The following is a 17,635-nucleotide window of genomic DNA, read 5'->3' on the forward strand; positions in this document are numbered from 1 at the left end:
TAAATTAAATTGGAGGTTCTTTTTAATGAAAAAGAAAATATTAACAGGTTCATTATTATTTGCATCACTTTTAACACTTGTTGCTTGTGGTAGCAAATCAGACGATAAAAAAATGACTTCAGAACCAAAAACTGAAAAAATGGCTAAAAAAAGTGACGAAAAGTCTAACTTAAAAGATGGCACTTATAAAGCTGAGTCAGATTTTGATGAGCGTGGCTGGAAAGTGGTTCACACGATCACAGTTACTGATGGTAAAATCACAGAATCTAACTTTGGTTACGAAAATAAAGATGGTAAGCTGAAAGCTGGTGATGAAGAATACAACAAAAACATGAAAGCTAAAACAGGTACTTCATCTAAAGAAGCAACTGAAAAGCTCAACAAAGAACTTGTTGCTAAACAAAACATCGATGACGTTGAAGTGGTATCAGGTGCTACACATACCTCAACAAACTTCAAAACATCAACTGAAGCGCTTTTAAAAGCAGCTAGCGAAGGAAAAACAGAAACAATCACACTTGACTTAGCAAAATAAGCACTTCTAAAAAACAAAGCGTTAGGTCTATCCTTAAGGCTTTGTTTTTTTGTTGAAAAGGAGATCTTATGAAAAGTCTTAAAGGACTTGTCTTACTATTTATTGCTTTCTTACTTGTCGCTTGCCAACAAACACAAGAAAGCAAACCCTTAGCAATCGTTAACAAGCCATTGGTGCGTAGCGAATCCTTATTACACACCGTTGTTCAACTCAGTATTTATCACAAAAATCAAGAGAAAACAATGACTGAAGCCATTGCTTACATCAAAGAGATGGAAATGCTGCTCTCGACAAACCGCAAAGGCTCTGATATCTATAAGATTAATCATAACGCTGGAAAAAAAGCAGTAGTGGTTGATCCAAGAACCTTTGAACTCTTGCAGGCAGCCCAAGATATTACGACTAAAAGTCAAGGAAAATTTGACGTCTCTATTGGTGCTATCACCAATTTATGGCGTATTGGAGATAGCCAAGCTCGCTTACCTCAGGACGATGAGATTAAGGCTGCCTTACCCTTTATCGATTATCGCAAAATAAAACTCAATGCCAAAAAATCTAGTGTTTATATTGAGAAAGGGATGACCTTAGAATTAGGAGGCATTTCTAAGGGTTACATCGCAGATGGCGTTAAGAAACTATTTGAAAAACATAAAGTCACTACCGCCATTATTAATCTTGGCGGTAACGTCTTGGTCATGGGGACATCTCCCTACCAAAAAGAAGGTTGGAATGTTGGTGTCCAAAATCCAGATGAGGTAAGAGGCGACACCGTAGGAACTGTTCACCTTAAAGACCAATCTATTGTCACCTCAGGTATTTATGAACGCTTTTTAGAAGTAAACGGAAAAAAATACCATCATATCATGGATCCTAAAACAGGATATCCTGTAGACAATACGATTTCAGGAGTCACGGTCTTTACAAAAACCTCCTTACAAGGTGATGAGCTCTCAACAAGTCTCTTCTTGCTGGGTGTCAAAGACGGCCTAACCTTTATCAATGATTTAGATCACGTAGAAGCCGTCTTTATTGATAAAAATAATGGGATTCATATCAGCAAAGGCCTGAAAAAGACATTTAAATTGACCAATAAGGAGTATCACATTATCAATGAAGACTAATAACCTAACTCTTCCCGTTTTTTTAGAATTTGTTGAGTTAAAAACAAAAGTAGCCAGCCTTTTCCCAATGATAATCGGATTTGCTTGGTCCCAGCTTTATTATCAGAACTTAAATCTCCGCAATAGCCTCTTGTTTGCCATAGCAGTCATTGCCTTTGATATGTGTACAACAGCCATCAATAATACCATGGACTTCATCAAAGCGCACGATATGACCTATCAACAAGAAGATAATGTCATTGGCAAGTATGGTCTTCATTACAAAACAATGACTCATATCATCTATGCTCTGCTCATCTTTTCAGCATTAGTCTCCTTGGTTCTCGTTGTTTTTACGGATATCCTACTCTTACCTATTGGAGCGCTATGTTTTTTAATTGGGATTTCCTATACTTTCGGTCCATTTCCTTTATCACGCCTCCCTTTAGGTGAAATTTTTTCAGGAATTACTATGGGATTTGGAATTTTTTTCCTAGCAATTTATGTTCAAGATCCTCATCAATTGCTCTATAGCCAATGGGATAGTCACAATGTCTTGATTAGCTTAAACTGGCTTGAATGTCTTAAAATTGGCTTGATGAGCCTACCTATGGTCTGCCTTATTGCCAATATTATGCTAGCTAATAATTTGTGTGACTATGATCAAGATATTCGAAATCAACGCTTTACCCTTATCCATTTTATTGGAAAAACGTACAGCATCTACCTCTATGCCATTTTACATACTATCCCTTGGATAATGTGGCTCTTTTTTGTAGTTATGGGCTGGCTCCCCATTACCGCCCTAATCCTATATTTAGCCTATCCAATTAGTTTCAAAAGCTTACGACGCTTTTTAACAAAACAAGAAAAGAGACTTACCTTTATTGAGTCAATCAAAAGCTTTGTTCTTTTTAGTAGCCTGTATTTCCTTATCTTACTTTTGATTAATATCATTTAATACCTAATAGTAAAAAAATCCTTCTGACGCGTCATCTCTTGTTATGGAGAGCTATCAGAAGGATTTTTAATTGGCATTATAAGGGTAAAATTAATTCATCATCTTCTTCAGTAGAAGATGGAGTTGATTGACCTTTTTCTTGAATCTCAATCACTAGTTGATGAGGTAAACAGACTGATAATTGACCAGGCTGGCTAATCCAACCCGTCTTAACCGCAATCTGATCTGGACTATTGTCTTCTTTAACTCTGATACGATCCCCACTAAGTTCAATAATATTATAGTGTCCCTTTTGAGGATAATAGGTTTTTTCTTCATGTGGACCATTTGCTATCAGCTGAAATTCATCAGACACTTTACCATTAATCTTAATAATAGCCACACGATCATTGGAAGGAGCAGTGGACTGATGATAAGTGGTAAGAGCAAGCGGTAGAAAAGAAATCAAAAGCGATAAGAAAATAAAGACATAGTCATAAGGCTTAAAATGTTGTTTTAGTAAAGTCACAGTTTTAGTCACACTCTTATTTTAATGAAATCTGTTAATTTTGTAAACCTTTAATAATATTTAAAGAGTTTTTACATAAATAAATTTATGTTACAATTTATCTAAAGCATTCTTTTGTTCGTCATTGACGATATGGGTGTATAGGTCAGTAACCTGTGTAGAGGCATGGCCTAATTGGTGGCTGACTAAGACTTGGGACTTGGTGGCATCATAAAGTCTGGTAGCCAGTGTGTGCCGTAATTTATGGGGTGTCACTCGGATTTTAAAATCTTGTGAATACTTAGCAACCATTTTTTCAATAGAAGAGGCATCAATTCGATTAGGAACACCGCGGTATTCTGTTAGAAAGAAAGCTAGATCTTGTTTTTCCGCCTTGTAACGGTCTTTACGAATGGCTAGGTAATTCTCAATGTAGGGTTTAGCAAAGCCAGCGACGTTGACAGAATCACGTTTGCCACCCTTACGCGTTACTTCAATGACCATCATTTTCAGGTTAAGGTCCTTCAAATCAAGATTGACTGCTTCTGAGAGGCGAACGCCTGAAGCAAGAAGTAGTGCAATAATAGCAAGATCTCGTTCATTATTTTTCCGGAAAGATGATTTAGCCCGGTTGGACAATAAGTTCTCGTACTCATTATCAACGTATTCCAGAAATTCCATAGTTTCATCGCCTAAGAAGAGTTTTTGCTTAATATTTTCAGCCCTTGAAGCCAAAGTTTCTTTTTTCTTCTTAGTTGAGACCTTTTTCATAACATTTCGGTAGAAATAAGGTTCCCCTTGGTCATTTTCAACCTCCTCCGTCAAATACTTGTAGAGACTGGATAAGGCAGACAATGTTCTGTTAATGGTCGTTTGTGAGACACCAGACTTGGTTGAGTAGGTATTAAGCGAAGGACGTTCTCGCAAATAAAGCACAAAAGCCTCCATATCTTTCTTAGTCAAATGTTCCAAAGTAGATAAGTCGACATCAGCAATTTTAGCAGCATCTGAGATGTCAGCATCAATTAACCAATCAAAGAACCGTTTATATTCCTTAAGATATTCATATAAGGTTGTAAAACTATAAGGCACTGATAATTTAGATTGATAATAGTCCAAAACATACCAGGGCATGATCGCTTTGTATTCTTCAATTTTTTCTAAAAGTAATTCACGTCTCATTTATATATACCTTGATTTGCCTTTTTTTTTAAGGCATTTTTCTATATTGTCTATAATAGAAGTATATCACACCTTTATATGTTTTTCAAGAAAATTACAGTTTTTCGGAAAGATGTTATAAGGGATATATGGAATATTTATATTCCCAACCCCTTGATATTATTGAACAAATCAGCAACCAGATGAAATTCTAAAAAATCTGTTCTACTTTTTCTTTTCCTGAATTGTTTCCGCATTGTATTTTGTTTAATATGGATTTTTATTTATGAATCAACAGTAATCTTTAATTAAGATGCTCTTTGCTAATGAAATATAAATTACTTCTGATATGAACTTATTCCATTTAGAACTCTTTAGCTCATGTCACCTGATTTACTATTTTAGCCAATTTACCATAATTTATAGTTAACTTGTTTGTGATTACTGATAGGTAAAATCATTTGAAAACGTCTCAGAATGGCAATCTCAGCATTGCTGATTTATGGCGTTTAAACTCTCCATCACGTGGCCCTATGTAATCCTCTGGATATTCTAAGCCAACTGATTTCATTGGTCCGTATAGCATGGTTTTAATCCCACGTTTTGCCATCACCTCAAGATGACCTATATTATTCTAAAAATTATTGAGCAAGTTAAATCATCTCTCTTTTTTTACATAAATATATTTATGTAAAAAACAATCAGTTTATCCTTAATTTACCTTTTAAATATAAACTAGCTGTTCCTGAAATCTTTATAAACTCATCCTCAACACTAATTGACATCAGACCCTGTCTATCAGAAAGTTGTTTTGCAACCAAGTTTACCTTCTTAAGTTTATTAGACCAAAAGTCAGCTATTCGAGTGTGAGCTGAGCCTGTAACTGGGTCCTCATCAATACCATAATTGGGCGCAAAATAACGTAAAACATAGTCGATATCATTGTCATAACTTTTTGCAGTGACTGTAACACCATGTTTTGCTAATTGACTAAACTTATTCCTATCAAACGAAATATGTGCTACATTTTGTTGATCCTGGAGGACAAGTACAAGATGCTTTAAATCTTCGGTCATAAATGCTACTTCTATAGCATCACCAAATATTTCTTTCATTTCTGAGGTCACTTTTACTGGAGAAGTGTCTACTTTCGGAAAATGTAAATGAATGTCCTCATCAATAGTGACTTCAAGAAGCCCAGACTTAGACACGAATGTGATCAAACTTGTTTTTTTATCAATAAACTTACTGATAAAAAAAGCGCTCGCTTAGGTAGCGTGACCACAAAGAGCCACTTCTTTTTGAGGTGTAAACCACCTAATATGATAACAATTATCCTCTTTTAATAAGAATGCCGTTTCAGATAATTGGTTTTCTTTTGCTATCTTTTGCATCAGTTGATCTTCTATAGGATTTTCTAAAATAACAACACCTGCAGGATTTCCTGAAAATAGTTTGTCTGTAAAAGTATTAACAATATAATAAGATAGCATATTTCTTCCTTTCATCATTTTCAGTTATCTTGTCACAAGAATCCTCTTATTTCCAAACTAAGCGAATCACATAGACTATGACTAATATCCAAAATAAAATAATAGGTAGGGCATAATACCAACGCTTAGGTTTTCCTTTTAACCACATACCTTGGGCTTTTTGCTGAGAGCTTTCCCAAATCTCATCGGGAATCATCTTAATCAGTAACATCATCAGCAATGGAAGAATGATAATATCATCTAAATACCCCACAAAAGGGATAACATCTGGAATCAAATCAATAGGAGACAAAGCGTAACCAATGATTAAAAAAGCCAACGCTTTAGCTAGAAAAGGCGTTTGGGGATTTCTAAGAGATAAGTAAACAGCTGGTAAGTCTGATTTTAAATGCTTTAATCGTCTCTTTAATCGAGATGATTTTTTTCGTTTTTTTATCATATCACTCAACTCCTTGGTTGACTATTTTGCTACTTCGTTAAAATAACAATCTTTACCTAATCTTATCAAAAAATACTTTTTTTCCCCGCGTTGTAAAATGAAGTGCAACAAAAAAGACATGTTCGTCTGATATACTAGAATTCCCCAATTCAGTATGGAAAGCAGATGAACATGTCCAACATTAATTCTACCAGAAAATCATCCTATTCTCATCTTTCAGCCACAGAACGGGGTGAAATTGCTGCTTATCTTAAAATGGGAAAGAAACCCGCTGAGATTGCTCGACTCTTGGGTCGTCACCGTTCTACAATCTGCCGAGAAATAAAACGTGGTTCAGTAGAACAGGTAAAGGATAAGAATGGAAAACAAACCTTCTTCAACGCCTATTTCGCTGATAGTGGGCAACGTGTCTATGAAACCAATCGTCAAAAGAGTTCTTATCTCAAGTTGAATGACTGCTCCGCTAGGTTCATTGAACAATGAGTATTAGCCTAGATGGTTGACCTTAGTCTCCATCGTGAGGCTTGTATCGTTCAGACTTACAAAGTGAACCATCGTGAAGAAGTCGTCCCCTATACCAAAACGATTCATCGTGATATCAAAGAGGGGGTGTTAGCTAATAAACCAATTGATTGCAATTAGATGGTTAGTATCAGAAAACGTTCTAAGAAAGTCAAGAAGACGAATAAGAAGACTTTAGGTAAATCTATCGAAGAACGTCCAGAATATATTAATGATCGTTCTGAATTTGGGCATTGGGAGATTGATTTGGTTCTCGGCAAGAAAACCAAAGGTGAAGCTGTTATGTTGACTTTGGTAGAGCGCCAGACACGCTATGCACTAGGAGTTAAGCTAGAAGACAAGCAGTCCCAAACCATTAACCGTGCTGTCACGCATCTCATCAGTCAGTATCCTATTGCATCCATCACAGCGGATAATGGTTCTGAGTTTAGTTTACTCTCAAACTTAGAAGCTGTTGAAGTTTACTTTGCACATCCCTATTCTTCACATGAGAGAGGAAAAAACGAGAACTTCAATGGCCTCCTCAGAGAATATGTCCCTAAAGGAGTCTCACTTAATCCACTAACCTCTGAAGAACTTGACAATTATATTACTGCCATCAATGAGCGCCCAAGACGACTTCTTCAATATCAATCCTCAAAATTCCTGTTTGAGCTATCCCGAACAGCTTAATACCTGGAACTCTAGTTATCTATGAACTGGTTGCACTTGACTTGACAACTTGCGCTTGGCTTTTTTACAGTGAAAAAAAGCTTGCAGTTTTTTGTATCATTTGTTATACTTTTTAGTAAAGTTATAACTTCACTAAAGGAGACTTATACTATGTTTTCTGGTTCACAACTCAAAACAATACGCCTAAATCGTCAACTTAGTCAGGCAGACCTCGGTCAATTACTTGGTGTTAATAAAATGACAATTTCAAATTGGGAAAAATCAAAAAATGTTCCTAATCAGAAACATCTTGATAAATTATTAGCTATTTTTGAAGTAAGCTTAGACTATTTTCAAAAAGATCATCATCTCTTGTTGCCTTACCGACAGTTAAATCAAGCTAATAAAGAGAAGGTCATAAACTATTCTAAACACTTGCTAGAACAGCAAAAAACCATTATATCCTTACCTCAAAAAGAAAAAAGACTTTATCCTTATCGAGTTTATGAAAGTTTATCCGCTGGTACAGGTTACTCTTATTTTGGAGATGGTAATTTTGACACTGTTTTTTATGATGAACAATTAGACTATGATTTTGCTTCTTGGGTCTTCGGGGACTCAATGGAGCCAACTTATCTTAACGGAGAGGTTGTACTTATCCGGCAAGAAAACTTTGATTATGATGGTGCTATCTATGCTGTTGAATGGGATGGACAGACTTATATCAAAAAAGTCTATCGTGAAGAAAATGGTTTGAGATTAGTTTCTTTAAATAAAAAATACTCTGATAAATTTGCACCATTTGATGAAGAGCCTCGAATTATTGGTAAGATTATCGCTAACTTTATGCCTTTGGAGGTCTAGTTAGTCATGCCACTAATTGATTATTCACGAGAACCAAAATCTGATATTGCTTTTGTGGATATGAAATCTTTTTATGCTAGCGTTGAGTGTCGTGAAAGAGGCTTAGATCCTTTAAAAACCTCTTTATGTGTCATGAGTCGATCAGAACACAGTCAAGGTTTAATCTTAGCTTCTTCTCCCACTTTCAAACGTATTTTCGGAAAAACAAACGTAAGTCGTGCACGAGGGCTTCCTTTTGATATCCAGACACGACGGTTCAATTACGCATTATCAGAAAAAGAAGGCTGGCAAATTACCCCAACATTTATAGCTTATATCGAAGCTTGGGCCAAACATACTTATATTGTTCCACCAAGAATGGATCTTTATATTGAGAAAAACCTTGATATCCAAAACATCTTTCAAGAATTTGCCTCTCCAAAAGATATCTTGCCTTATTCTATTGATGAGAGTTTCTTAGACCTTACTTCTTCTTTAAATTATTTTTGTCCCAGTTCAGTCTTATCTCGAAAAGATAAATTAGAAGCTTTAGCTCGCCATATACAGCATAGAATCTGGAAAAAACAGGCATTGTATCAACTTCAGGACTCAGCAACGCCAATCCTTTACTGGCTAAGTTAGCCCTGGATAATGAAGCTAAATCAACTTCAACCATGGTAGCTAACTGGTCCTATGAAGATATTGGGAGTAAAGTTTGGAAAATCAAATCTTTAACAGACTTTTGGGGAATTGGTTTTCGGACAGAAAAACGATTAAAAAAGCTTGGTATAGATAGTGTGCGGGCATTGGCAAATAGTAATCCAGATCACTTAAAAAATGAATTTGGTGTGATAGGACTGCAACTGTGGTTCCATGCTAATGGTGTAGATGAGAGTCAGGTTCATGAACCCTATCATCCTAAATCTACCAGCCTAGGTAATTCGCAAATTTTACCAAAAGACTACTATTTAAAACGAGATATTCAAATCGTCTTAGTAGAAATGGGAGAATATCTTGCCAAACGACTTCGTAGACAAAAACAAAAAGCAAGTGTTTTCGGGTTATCTCTTCGATTTTCAAAAAAAGAAAAGCGTTCATCAATCAAATGCCAGCAAAAGATAGACCCTACTAATAGCAATAAACAGATAGCTGATGTCTATCTATCGCTCTTTCAGAAATACTATAACAAGGGAGCTATTAGACAAATCAGTGTCCACTGTAGTCATCTAATTGATGATTCCATTGAAATAGTGACCTTATTTGATGATTTAGAGAACAAGGAAAAAGACCAAAAGCTTGAAAAAACCATTGATCTCATTCAAGAACAATATGGAACTATGGCAATTCAAAAAGCGACTTCCTTACTTTCTGCCTCTCGCGTGGCTGAACGTAGCCAGCTTATTGGGGAGCACTCTGCTAGTACAAATTCCTAAACGAATAAGAGGTGAAAACTATGGTTGATCGTTCTTATCTTCCATTTGAATCGGCTCGACAATATCAAGATAGAAGAATGGTAAAATGGACTGGCTTTTTTCTATCTGAACATCACCATGCCTTGAGCAAAACTCAAAAAATAGTGCCATTGTCAAACAGTCTTGATGATAGCCAAAAACAGCTATATCTAATTCAGGCTTACTGTAGCCAAGTACCACTACTTCTAACTATTTGGCAAAAAGATAAGGTAATCAATTATCTTGGCTCTATTTCTCATATTGATAACAATAGCTTTCAAATAAAGACCAAAAACACCTATCATCGCTTTTCTATCCACCAATTAATAAGCCTTACCAAAAAAGAGGAGTCTTAAGAGATGAGCCCTAAACATTTTGAATAGGTTACACTAAACTAGACAGAATTTATAAAGTGTTCTACACTAAAGAAAATAGGAGAATATTATGTCTAGAAAAATACGTCGCCACTTCACCGATGACTTTAAGCAACAAATCGTTGACCTTCACAATGCAGGGATGAAACGAAGTGAGCTTATCAAAGAATATGAGTTAACCCCATCAACCTTCGATAAGTGGGTACGTCAGGCTAAAACAACTGGTTCCTTTAAAACTATTGATAATCTTACAGATGAGCAGCGTGAACTGATTGAACTCCGAAAGCGTAATAAAGAACTCGAAATGCAGTTAGATATCCTAAAGCAAGCGGCGGTGATTATGGCACGAAAAGAGAAGTAATCACTGCTAATAAAGACAAATATAGCATTTCAGCCATGTGTCGTTGGTTGAACATTCCTCGTTCTAGCTATTACTACAAGGCTGTTAAACCAGTCTCTGAAGCGGAACTTGAAGAAAATATCAAAGCTATTTTTCTCGAAAGTAAGGCCAGATACGGGGCTAGGAAATCAAGAAATGTTTGGAAAATGAAGGCATCCAGCTGTCTCGTCGTCGGATTCGTCGCATCATGCACAAACTCAACTTAGTATCCGTTTATCAGAAAGCAGCCTTCAAGCCACATTCAAAAGGGAAGAATGTGGCAGCTATTCCTAATCACTTAGCCAGACAATTTCATCAAGAAAAGCCTCTAAATGCTTTAGTAACAGACTTAACCTACGTTCGTGTCGGTAATAGCTGGGCTTATGTTTGCTTGATTATTGATCTCTTCAATCGTGAAATCATCGGTTTGTCAGTTGGTTGGCATAAGACCGCCGAATTGGTTAAACAAGCGATTCAGAGCATCCCTTACGCTCTGACCAAGGTCAAGATCTTCCATTCTGATCGTGGGAAGGAGTTTGATAATCAGCTGATTGATGACATGTTGGAAGCTTTTGGAATCAATCGTTCTCTAAGCCAAGCAGGCTGTCCCTATGACAATGCGGTAGCTGAGAGCACCTATCGCGCTTTCAAAATTGAATTTATTCATCAAGAAACCTTTCAGTCACTGGAAGAATTAATCCTTAAAACGAAAGATTATGTGCACTGGTGGAATTACCATCGCATTCATGGCAGTCTCAACTACCAGACACCCATGACATGGAGATTAATTGCTTAAAGAAAAAAGCACTTTATAAATGTTGTACAGAAAAGTGTTGCCTTTTCATTTCAACCAAAATAATTATCAAATTGATTTCTTTAGTCCTAGCTACAGGGCTTTTGAAAATGACTTTTATAAATACTCAACTTTAGAAATCCCCTTAACTTTTTTAATAGACGATATTCTGCTAGCTATGGTAACCTCTAAAAAGAATTACTTTAAACTAAGTAAAGAAAAATCATCCGATCAGCAAGATCATTATTTCTTTTTTGAGCGTACTGCTCTTCCTGAAAATCCTTTTGTATATCTTTATCATTATCTTGGAGCCGCTCTGACTAAAGAGTCATTCTAGGACTTATTTTAAACTGCATAAAAACAGCACCTCAATCGTTAGATTTTATGTCTAACTTTTGGGGTGCTGTTTACTACTATTGTAGTGTTTTTTATAAATAATTGAAGTAAGTCTAAAGCATAAGATAGAATAATATTTTCTTTATTTACGTTTCTTCTTAGCTTTTTTTAGCTTATTAGCTTGGCGTTTCATGGCTTGCTTCATAGCGAATTGACCAACTTTACCTTTCAAGCCTCCACCAAATAATTGGCTCATATCCATATCTCCACTTAAGGCAGACATGTCTGGCATACCTCCTTGCCCCATCATTCCTTCAAGGGCTGCCATATCTGGCATTCCAGATGGCATATTTTTGGGCATATTGTTAGGATTGATCCCCATGTCTTTCATCATTTTACTCATGTCTCCAGACATGACCCCTTGCATCATCATTTTAGCTTGGTTAAAGTCTTTAATAAATTTATTAACCTCGACAAAGCTGTTTCCTGATCCGGCAGCAATACGACGACGACGACTTGGATTTAACAATTCAGGATTTTCACGTTCAGCAAGAGTCATTGAAGAAACAATAGCACGTTTTCTAGCAATATCCTTTTCATCAACTTTAATATTTGCTAGAGCAGGATTCCCAGCCATACCTGGAATCATTTTCAAGAGATCTTCCATAGGCCCCATATTTTGAACTTGATCCAACTGCTCAATGAAATCATTGAAATCAAAGGTATTTTCTCGCATTTTTTCTGCAAGTTCCAGTGATTTTTGCTGGTCATATTCTTGACTAGCTTTTTCAATGAGGGTTAAGAGATCTCCCATCCCCAAGATACGACTAGACATACGATCTGGATGGAAGGTTTCGATATCTGTAATCTTTTCTCCGGTACCTGTAAATTTAATCGGTTTTCCGGTAATTTCGCGAATAGAGAGGGCAGCACCACCTCTGGTATCACCATCAATTTTTGTTAGAACGACACCTGTAATGTTTAATTGACGATTAAATTCAGCTGCTACATTGGCAGCCTCTTGACCAATCATACTATCGACAACCAATAGAATTTCATTTGGTTGTGCCAATTCTTTAACATCTCTCAGTTCAGACATCAACTTATCATCAATCTGGAGACGTCCAGCAGTATCAATCAAGACGTAATCATTTCGATTTTCACGTGCTTTAGCTAAACCTTCTGAGACAATCTCTTGTGCCGAGTGCTCTGTCCCCATATCAAAAACAGGAACATTAATCTGTTGCCCTAGTGTTTTTAATTGATCAATAGCGGCTGGACGATAAATATCAGCTGCTATCATTAAAGGCCGAGCATTTTCTTCTTTGATTAATTTATTAGCTAATTTGCCAGCAAAGGTTGTCTTACCAGCCCCTTGAAGACCAACCATCATGATAATGGTAGGAATCTTAGGAGATTTTTCGATGTCAGCTGTCTCAGATCCCAATATAGTCGTTAATTCTTCATTAACAATTTTTAAAATCTGTTGAGTGGGATCTAAAGTGTCAATAATCTCATGTCCAATAGCACGTTCACGAACCCTTTTAATAAACGATTTAACAACCGATAAAGCGACGTCCGCTTCCAAGAGAGCCATTCGGATTTCTTTAGTGACTTCTTGAACATCTGCCTCAGATAATTTCTTTTTCCCACGAATATTTTTAAAAACGCCCTGAAGACGTTCTGTTAAACTTTCAAAAGCCATAGTTTAAACACCTCTTAATCTCTATTATCAATACTGGTTAAAATGGAAATTTTATCTTGTAGATAGCTATCTTTAGGATACTTTTCCATTATATCGTCAAAAATTTCACTACGAACAATATAATCTGAATACATATGCAACTTCATTTCATAAGTCTCGAGTATTTTCTCCGTGCGTTTAATATTATCATAAACAGCTTGGCGACTTACCCCAAACTCTTCTGCAATTTCTGCTAAACTGTAATCGTCTGCATAATATAACTCAATGTAATTCATTTGCTTATCCGTTAAGAGAGCCGCATAGAATTCAAAAAGCGCATTCATTCGATTTGTTTTTTCAATTTCCATAACCTTAATTTTACCATATCTAACACCATTTTAATAGTAGTAAAAAGACATCAAAAACCTTTCTCGCCAATAAATTTAAAAAGTAGATTTAAAATCATAAATCTACTGCCCCTTATTAAATATTAATTGTTTTCCAAATAAAACTCAAAGCGATCACCCACATACTGACTCCTCACATATTCAAAAGGCCTACCATCACTAAAGTAGGAAATTTGAGTTAAGGCTAAAATCGCATGTCCCTTAGCCACTTCTAGATAAGAAGCCACTCGCTCGCTAGCACTCTTGGCATAAATGGTTTGCTGACTTTTACCAATCTCATAACCATTAGCTCTTAAGGTTTTAAAGAAATGCTCCGTAATATCAGTCCGTTTGACTTCTTTAATGAATTTTTCCGGGATGGAGGCCACCTCATAAACAAGAGGAACCTGATCAGCGTAGCGAATACGTTCCATACGAATCACATAGTCGCCTTTTTCTAACTTTAATTCCTTGACTTCTGTCTCACTAGCTAGCTGTTTTTGATAGGAAATCAATTTTGAAGATGGTTTTCGTCCCTGAGAATTAATAATCTCGGTGAAACTAGTAGTACCACGCATTCTTTCTTGAACCCTATGGCTAGCCACATAAGTGCCACTCCCCACGCGCCTTTCTAGAATTCCTTCTTCAACTAATAGTGTCACCGATTGACGCAAAGTCATGCGACTTACCTCAAAATGATCTGCTAAATCACGCTCGCTTGGAAGACGACTTCCAATAGACCAAACGCCCTGATCAATATCTTTTTTGATGGCATCGTGAATTTTTATGTAAGCTGGTAGCATGCTCTACTCCTCAAGTCAATCTTTCCTACATTTTATCATATTTTAGTCAAGAATGGCATGCTAAAATCCACTTCCCTACATTCAAAAAATAATCATTTTTTGATAAGTGCTCTAGGCAAAGAGAAGACGTTTTCATTTTAAAATAGAGCCTCTTTTCATTAGCAGAGTTGAAATTCTAATGCCATTTTGATAAAAATATGCTACAATAAGTTGAAAACTATCAATCAAAAGGTTGATATAGATTGAAAGGATTATAATGACTGAAATTTCAATTTTGAATGATGTTCAAAAGATTATCGTTCTTGACTACGGTAGCCAATACAATCAACTCATTGCTAGACGTATTCGTGAATTTGGTGTTTTCTCTGAATTGAAAAGCCATAAAATAACTGCACAAGAGCTTCAAGAGATTAATCCGATTGGTATTGTCTTATCTGGTGGTCCAAATTCTGTTTACGCTGACAATGCATTTGGCATTGATCCTGAAATTTTTGAATTAGGTATTCCCATTCTAGGTATCTGTTACGGTATGCAGTTAATCACACATACCTTTGGTGGCAAAGTGCTCCCAGCAGGTCAAGCAGGAAATCGTGAATATGGGCAATCAACACTTCGTTTGCGTGCCAAATCACCATTATTTGCAGGTACACCTGAAGAACAAGTTGTTCTCATGAGTCATGGAGATGCAGTTACCGAAATTCCAGAAGAGTTCCACTTAGTAGGAGATTCTTCAGACTGTCCTTTCGCAGCTATTGAAAATACAGAAAAAAATCTTTATGGTATCCAATTCCACCCAGAAGTAAGACACTCTGTTTATGGTAATGACATTCTTAAAAACTTTGCCGTAACGATCTGTGGTGCACGTTGTGACTGGTCAATGGATAACTTCATTGATATGGAGATTGCCAAAATTCGTGAAACAGTTGGCGACCGTAAAGTTCTCTTAGGTTTATCTGGTGGTGTAGACTCTTCTGTTGTCGGAGTTCTCCTTCAACGTGCTATTGGCGATCAATTGACTTGTATCTTTGTAGATCATGGACTCCTTCGTAAAGATGAAGGTGATCAAGTCATGGGGATGCTGGGCGGTAAATTTGGTTTAAATATCATTCGTGTTGATGCTGCTAAACGTTTCTTAGACTTACTAGCAGATGTTGAAGATCCTGAGAAAAAACGTAAAATTATTGGTAATGAATTTGTCTATGTCTTTGATGATGAGGCAAGCAAACTAAAAGGTGTTGACTTCTTAGCTCAAGGGACACTTTACACTGATATCATCGAATCTGGTACAGAAACAGCTCAAACCATCAAGTCTCACCATAATGTTGGCGGTCTTCCAGAAGACATGCAATTTGAGTTAATTGAGCCTCTTAACACACTCTTTAAAGATGAGGTTCGTGCTCTTGGAATCGCCCTTGGTATGCCTGAAGAAATCGTATGGCGCCAACCATTCCCAGGACCAGGTCTAGCTATTCGTGTTATGGGAGCTATCACTGAGGAAAAACTAGAAACTGTTCGTGAATCAGATGCCATCTTACGTGAAGAAATTGCAAAAGCAGGACTTGATCGCGATGTTTGGCAGTACTTCACTGTTAACACAGGAGTTCGTTCCGTTGGTGTTATGGGAGATGGTCGTACTTATGACTACACTATTGCTATTCGTGCTATTACGTCCATTGATGGTATGACAGCTGACTTCGCTCAACTTCCTTGGGATGTTTTGAAGAAAATTTCAGTACGTATCGTCAATGAAGTAGACCACGTTAATCGCATCGTCTACGATATTACAAGTAAACCACCTGCAACTGTTGAGTGGGAATAAATACTCTATCGATTTAAAAGCCTTATTGAAAAGGCTTTTTTTATTACTAAAATCAGAGAATAATCTTAAAGCTAATTCGGCTTTTTTTGTTAGCCATAAGCTAAGTTAACCTAACTTTTGCGACTATTGAAAATAGTTTTAAAATTCAAATCAAACACTATTATTTTTTCCAATCCTCATGCTATAATTTTAATATCAATGCTTGTAGCATCAAGCATTCAACAGGAGATTATATGCATACCTTATTAGAAATTACAATTATTTTATTAGCCAGTCTATTAGCCACTCTACTAGCTAATCGCCTTGCTATTCCTGCAGTGGTCAGCCAATTGTGTGTTGGTATCTTGATTGGGCCTTCTTTATTAAATATTGTACACGAAGGACACGTCTTACATACTCTGTCAGAGATTGGTGTCATTTTGTTAATGTTTCTTGCTGGATTAGAGGCCAATTTAAGCCTCTTGAAGAAATACCTGAAACCAAGTCTTTTGGTAGCCATTTCAGGAGTCTTAATTCCTATGTTAGTCTTTTATTATGCAACAAAGGCTCTAGGATTCACACTAAATACTTCTATTTTTTATGGGCTAGTCTTTGCTGCTACTAGCGTTTCCATTACCATTGAAGTCCTACAAGAATACAATAAAGTAAAAAGTAAGATTGGATCCGTTATCTTAGGAGCTGCTGTAGCAGATGACATTATTGCGGTTATTCTATTAAGTTTCTTCATTTCATCATCTACAGGTTATTCTAGTTCAGCACATATGGCTCTGCAAATCGGCCTACAAGTTCTCTTTCTTATCTTTTTACTTTTATCAGTCACTTTCTTTATTCCTAAACTTTATCAATTAACGAGCAAGGTTCCTTATTTTGAAAAAGATACTTTCTTAGCCCTACTAGTTTGTTTTGTTTGGTCTCTACTAGCCACAACAGTTGGCATGAGTGCCGTTATTGGCTCTTTCTTTGCTGGGCTTGCTATTGGACAGACCGGAAAAGCAAAAGCTATCGAACACAACATGCTTGTTATTGCTTACAGTATTTTCATCCCCATTTTCTTTGCTTCTATTGCCCTTCCACTACAATTTGATGGGATTCTCTCTCATCTGAATATGATTATTGGATTTACCATTCTAGCCATCCTCACAAAGCTATTACCAGCCTATCTTGTGGGGAGACAATTTCAGTTTAGCAAAAAAGAATCGCTCTCGATTGGAGCTGGGATGGTTAGTCGAGGATAGATGGCGCTCATTATCATTCAAATCGGATTGGCTGAAAAATTAATTACAAGTGAAGCCTATTCTACCCTCGTTATTGTAGTGATTTTATCTACTATTATTGCTCCTTTTATTTTAAAATACTCTTTTAAAGGCGATTCTGACAGTCGTAATTTATTAGAGCCATCACTTTAATCCCTTGAACAG

General features: G+C 36.5%; 14 protein-coding genes and 5 pseudogenes. 11 read left to right on the forward strand and 8 right to left on the reverse strand.

Features of this window, described 5'->3' with window-relative positions; translation table 11 throughout:
• Window positions 1–25: 25 nt before the first annotated feature.
• The 3 genes from STRIC_RS06385 to STRIC_RS06395 all read left to right on the forward strand — a co-directional run bounded on the left by STRIC_RS06385 (window position 26) and on the right by STRIC_RS06395 (window position 2,596).
• Window positions 26–535: an FMN-binding protein gene (locus STRIC_RS06385; RefSeq protein WP_008088738.1), complete on the forward strand. Its 510-nt coding sequence runs from the start codon at window positions 26–28 to the stop codon at window positions 533–535.
• Between the two features lie 68 nt (window positions 536–603).
• Window positions 604–1,656 (forward strand): FAD:protein FMN transferase, encoded by a 1,053-nt coding sequence (locus STRIC_RS06390; RefSeq protein ID WP_008088875.1) that lies wholly within the window; start codon window positions 604–606, stop codon window positions 1,654–1,656.
• Window positions 1,646–2,596 carry a UbiA family prenyltransferase gene (locus STRIC_RS06395; protein ID WP_008088987.1) on the forward strand — a complete coding sequence of 317 codons (951 nt, stop codon included), beginning with the start codon at window positions 1,646–1,648 and terminating at the stop codon, window positions 2,594–2,596. Before STRIC_RS06390 ends, STRIC_RS06395 begins: the two co-directional genes overlap by 11 nt.
• Window positions 2,597–2,672: 76 nt before the next feature.
• Here STRIC_RS06395 and STRIC_RS06400 read toward each other — a convergent pair whose 3' ends face one another.
• From STRIC_RS06400 to STRIC_RS06415, 5 genes and pseudogenes are all read right to left on the reverse strand, one after another.
• A complete protein-coding gene (locus tag STRIC_RS06400) occupies window positions 2,673–3,116 on the reverse strand; it encodes a NusG domain II-containing protein (protein ID WP_040832105.1) in 444 nt (147 codons plus the stop codon).
• 78 nt (window positions 3,117–3,194) lie between these two features.
• Window positions 3,195–4,265: a tyrosine recombinase XerS gene (gene xerS, locus STRIC_RS06405; protein ID WP_008089046.1), complete on the reverse strand. Its 1,071-nt coding sequence runs from the start codon at window positions 4,263–4,265 to the stop codon at window positions 3,195–3,197.
• A gap of 451 nt (window positions 4,266–4,716) precedes the next feature.
• The gene (locus STRIC_RS12295; RefSeq protein WP_162097586.1) at window positions 4,717–4,854 is read right to left on the reverse strand and encodes a hypothetical protein; all 138 of its coding nucleotides are present in this window, start codon (window positions 4,852–4,854) and stop codon (window positions 4,717–4,719) included.
• A gap of 91 nt (window positions 4,855–4,945) precedes the next feature.
• A pseudogene (locus STRIC_RS06410) lies at window positions 4,946–5,737 on the reverse strand (PhzF family phenazine biosynthesis protein).
• Window positions 5,738–5,783: 46 nt separating this feature from the next.
• Window positions 5,784–6,176: a YkvA family protein gene (locus tag STRIC_RS06415; protein ID WP_008088742.1), complete on the reverse strand. Its 393-nt coding sequence runs from the start codon at window positions 6,174–6,176 to the stop codon at window positions 5,784–5,786.
• Window positions 6,177–6,347: 171 nt separating this feature from the next.
• On the opposite strand from STRIC_RS06415, the pseudogene STRIC_RS06420 reads away from it, so the two are divergent.
• The 6 genes and pseudogenes from STRIC_RS06420 to STRIC_RS06450 all read left to right on the forward strand — a co-directional run bounded on the left by STRIC_RS06420 (window position 6,348) and on the right by STRIC_RS06450 (window position 11,526).
• Window positions 6,348–7,370: pseudogene (locus STRIC_RS06420) on the forward strand (IS30 family transposase).
• A 150-nt stretch (window positions 7,371–7,520) separates the two neighbouring features.
• A complete protein-coding gene (locus STRIC_RS06425) occupies window positions 7,521–8,213 on the forward strand; it encodes a LexA family transcriptional regulator (RefSeq protein WP_008089538.1) in 693 nt (230 codons plus the stop codon).
• Between the two features lie 6 nt (window positions 8,214–8,219).
• A pseudogene (locus STRIC_RS06430) lies at window positions 8,220–9,625 on the forward strand (Y-family DNA polymerase).
• Window positions 9,626–9,645: 20 nt separating this feature from the next.
• A complete protein-coding gene (locus STRIC_RS06435) occupies window positions 9,646–9,999 on the forward strand; it encodes a hypothetical protein (RefSeq protein WP_008088786.1) in 354 nt (117 codons plus the stop codon).
• 88 nt (window positions 10,000–10,087) lie between these two features.
• Window positions 10,088–11,192 (forward strand): annotated as a pseudogene (locus STRIC_RS11845) (IS3 family transposase).
• Window positions 11,193–11,211: 19 nt separating this feature from the next.
• Window positions 11,212–11,526, forward strand: coding sequence for a DUF5960 family protein (locus STRIC_RS06450; protein WP_008089386.1), 315 nt, complete (start codon window positions 11,212–11,214; stop codon window positions 11,524–11,526).
• Window positions 11,527–11,667: 141 nt separating this feature from the next.
• On the opposite strand, the gene ffh is transcribed toward STRIC_RS06450, so the two are convergent.
• The 3 genes from ffh to STRIC_RS06465 form a co-directional block, all read right to left on the reverse strand.
• Window positions 11,668–13,230, reverse strand: a complete 1,563-nt coding sequence (gene ffh, locus STRIC_RS06455; protein ID WP_008089180.1) for a signal recognition particle protein — start codon at window positions 13,228–13,230, stop codon at window positions 11,668–11,670.
• Between the two features lie 14 nt (window positions 13,231–13,244).
• The gene (locus STRIC_RS06460; protein WP_008088672.1) at window positions 13,245–13,577 is read right to left on the reverse strand and encodes a putative DNA-binding protein; all 333 of its coding nucleotides are present in this window, start codon (window positions 13,575–13,577) and stop codon (window positions 13,245–13,247) included.
• Between the two features lie 122 nt (window positions 13,578–13,699).
• On the reverse strand, window positions 13,700–14,398 hold the full coding sequence (locus STRIC_RS06465; RefSeq protein ID WP_008088832.1) for a GntR family transcriptional regulator: 699 nt from the start codon (window positions 14,396–14,398) through the stop codon (window positions 13,700–13,702).
• Between the two features lie 256 nt (window positions 14,399–14,654).
• On the opposite strand from STRIC_RS06465, the gene guaA reads away from it, so the two are divergent.
• Window positions 14,655–16,217, forward strand: a complete 1,563-nt coding sequence (gene guaA / locus STRIC_RS06470; protein WP_008089151.1) for a glutamine-hydrolyzing GMP synthase — start codon at window positions 14,655–14,657, stop codon at window positions 16,215–16,217.
• 233 nt (window positions 16,218–16,450) lie between these two features.
• A pseudogene (locus STRIC_RS06475) lies at window positions 16,451–17,623 on the forward strand (cation:proton antiporter).
• Window positions 17,624–17,635 lie beyond the last annotated feature (12 nt).

Origin of the sequence: Streptococcus ictaluri 707-05 (genome assembly GCF_000188015.2) — a bacterium.
In the GTDB taxonomy this organism is placed as follows: Bacteria; Bacillota; Bacilli; order Lactobacillales; family Streptococcaceae; genus Streptococcus; species Streptococcus ictaluri.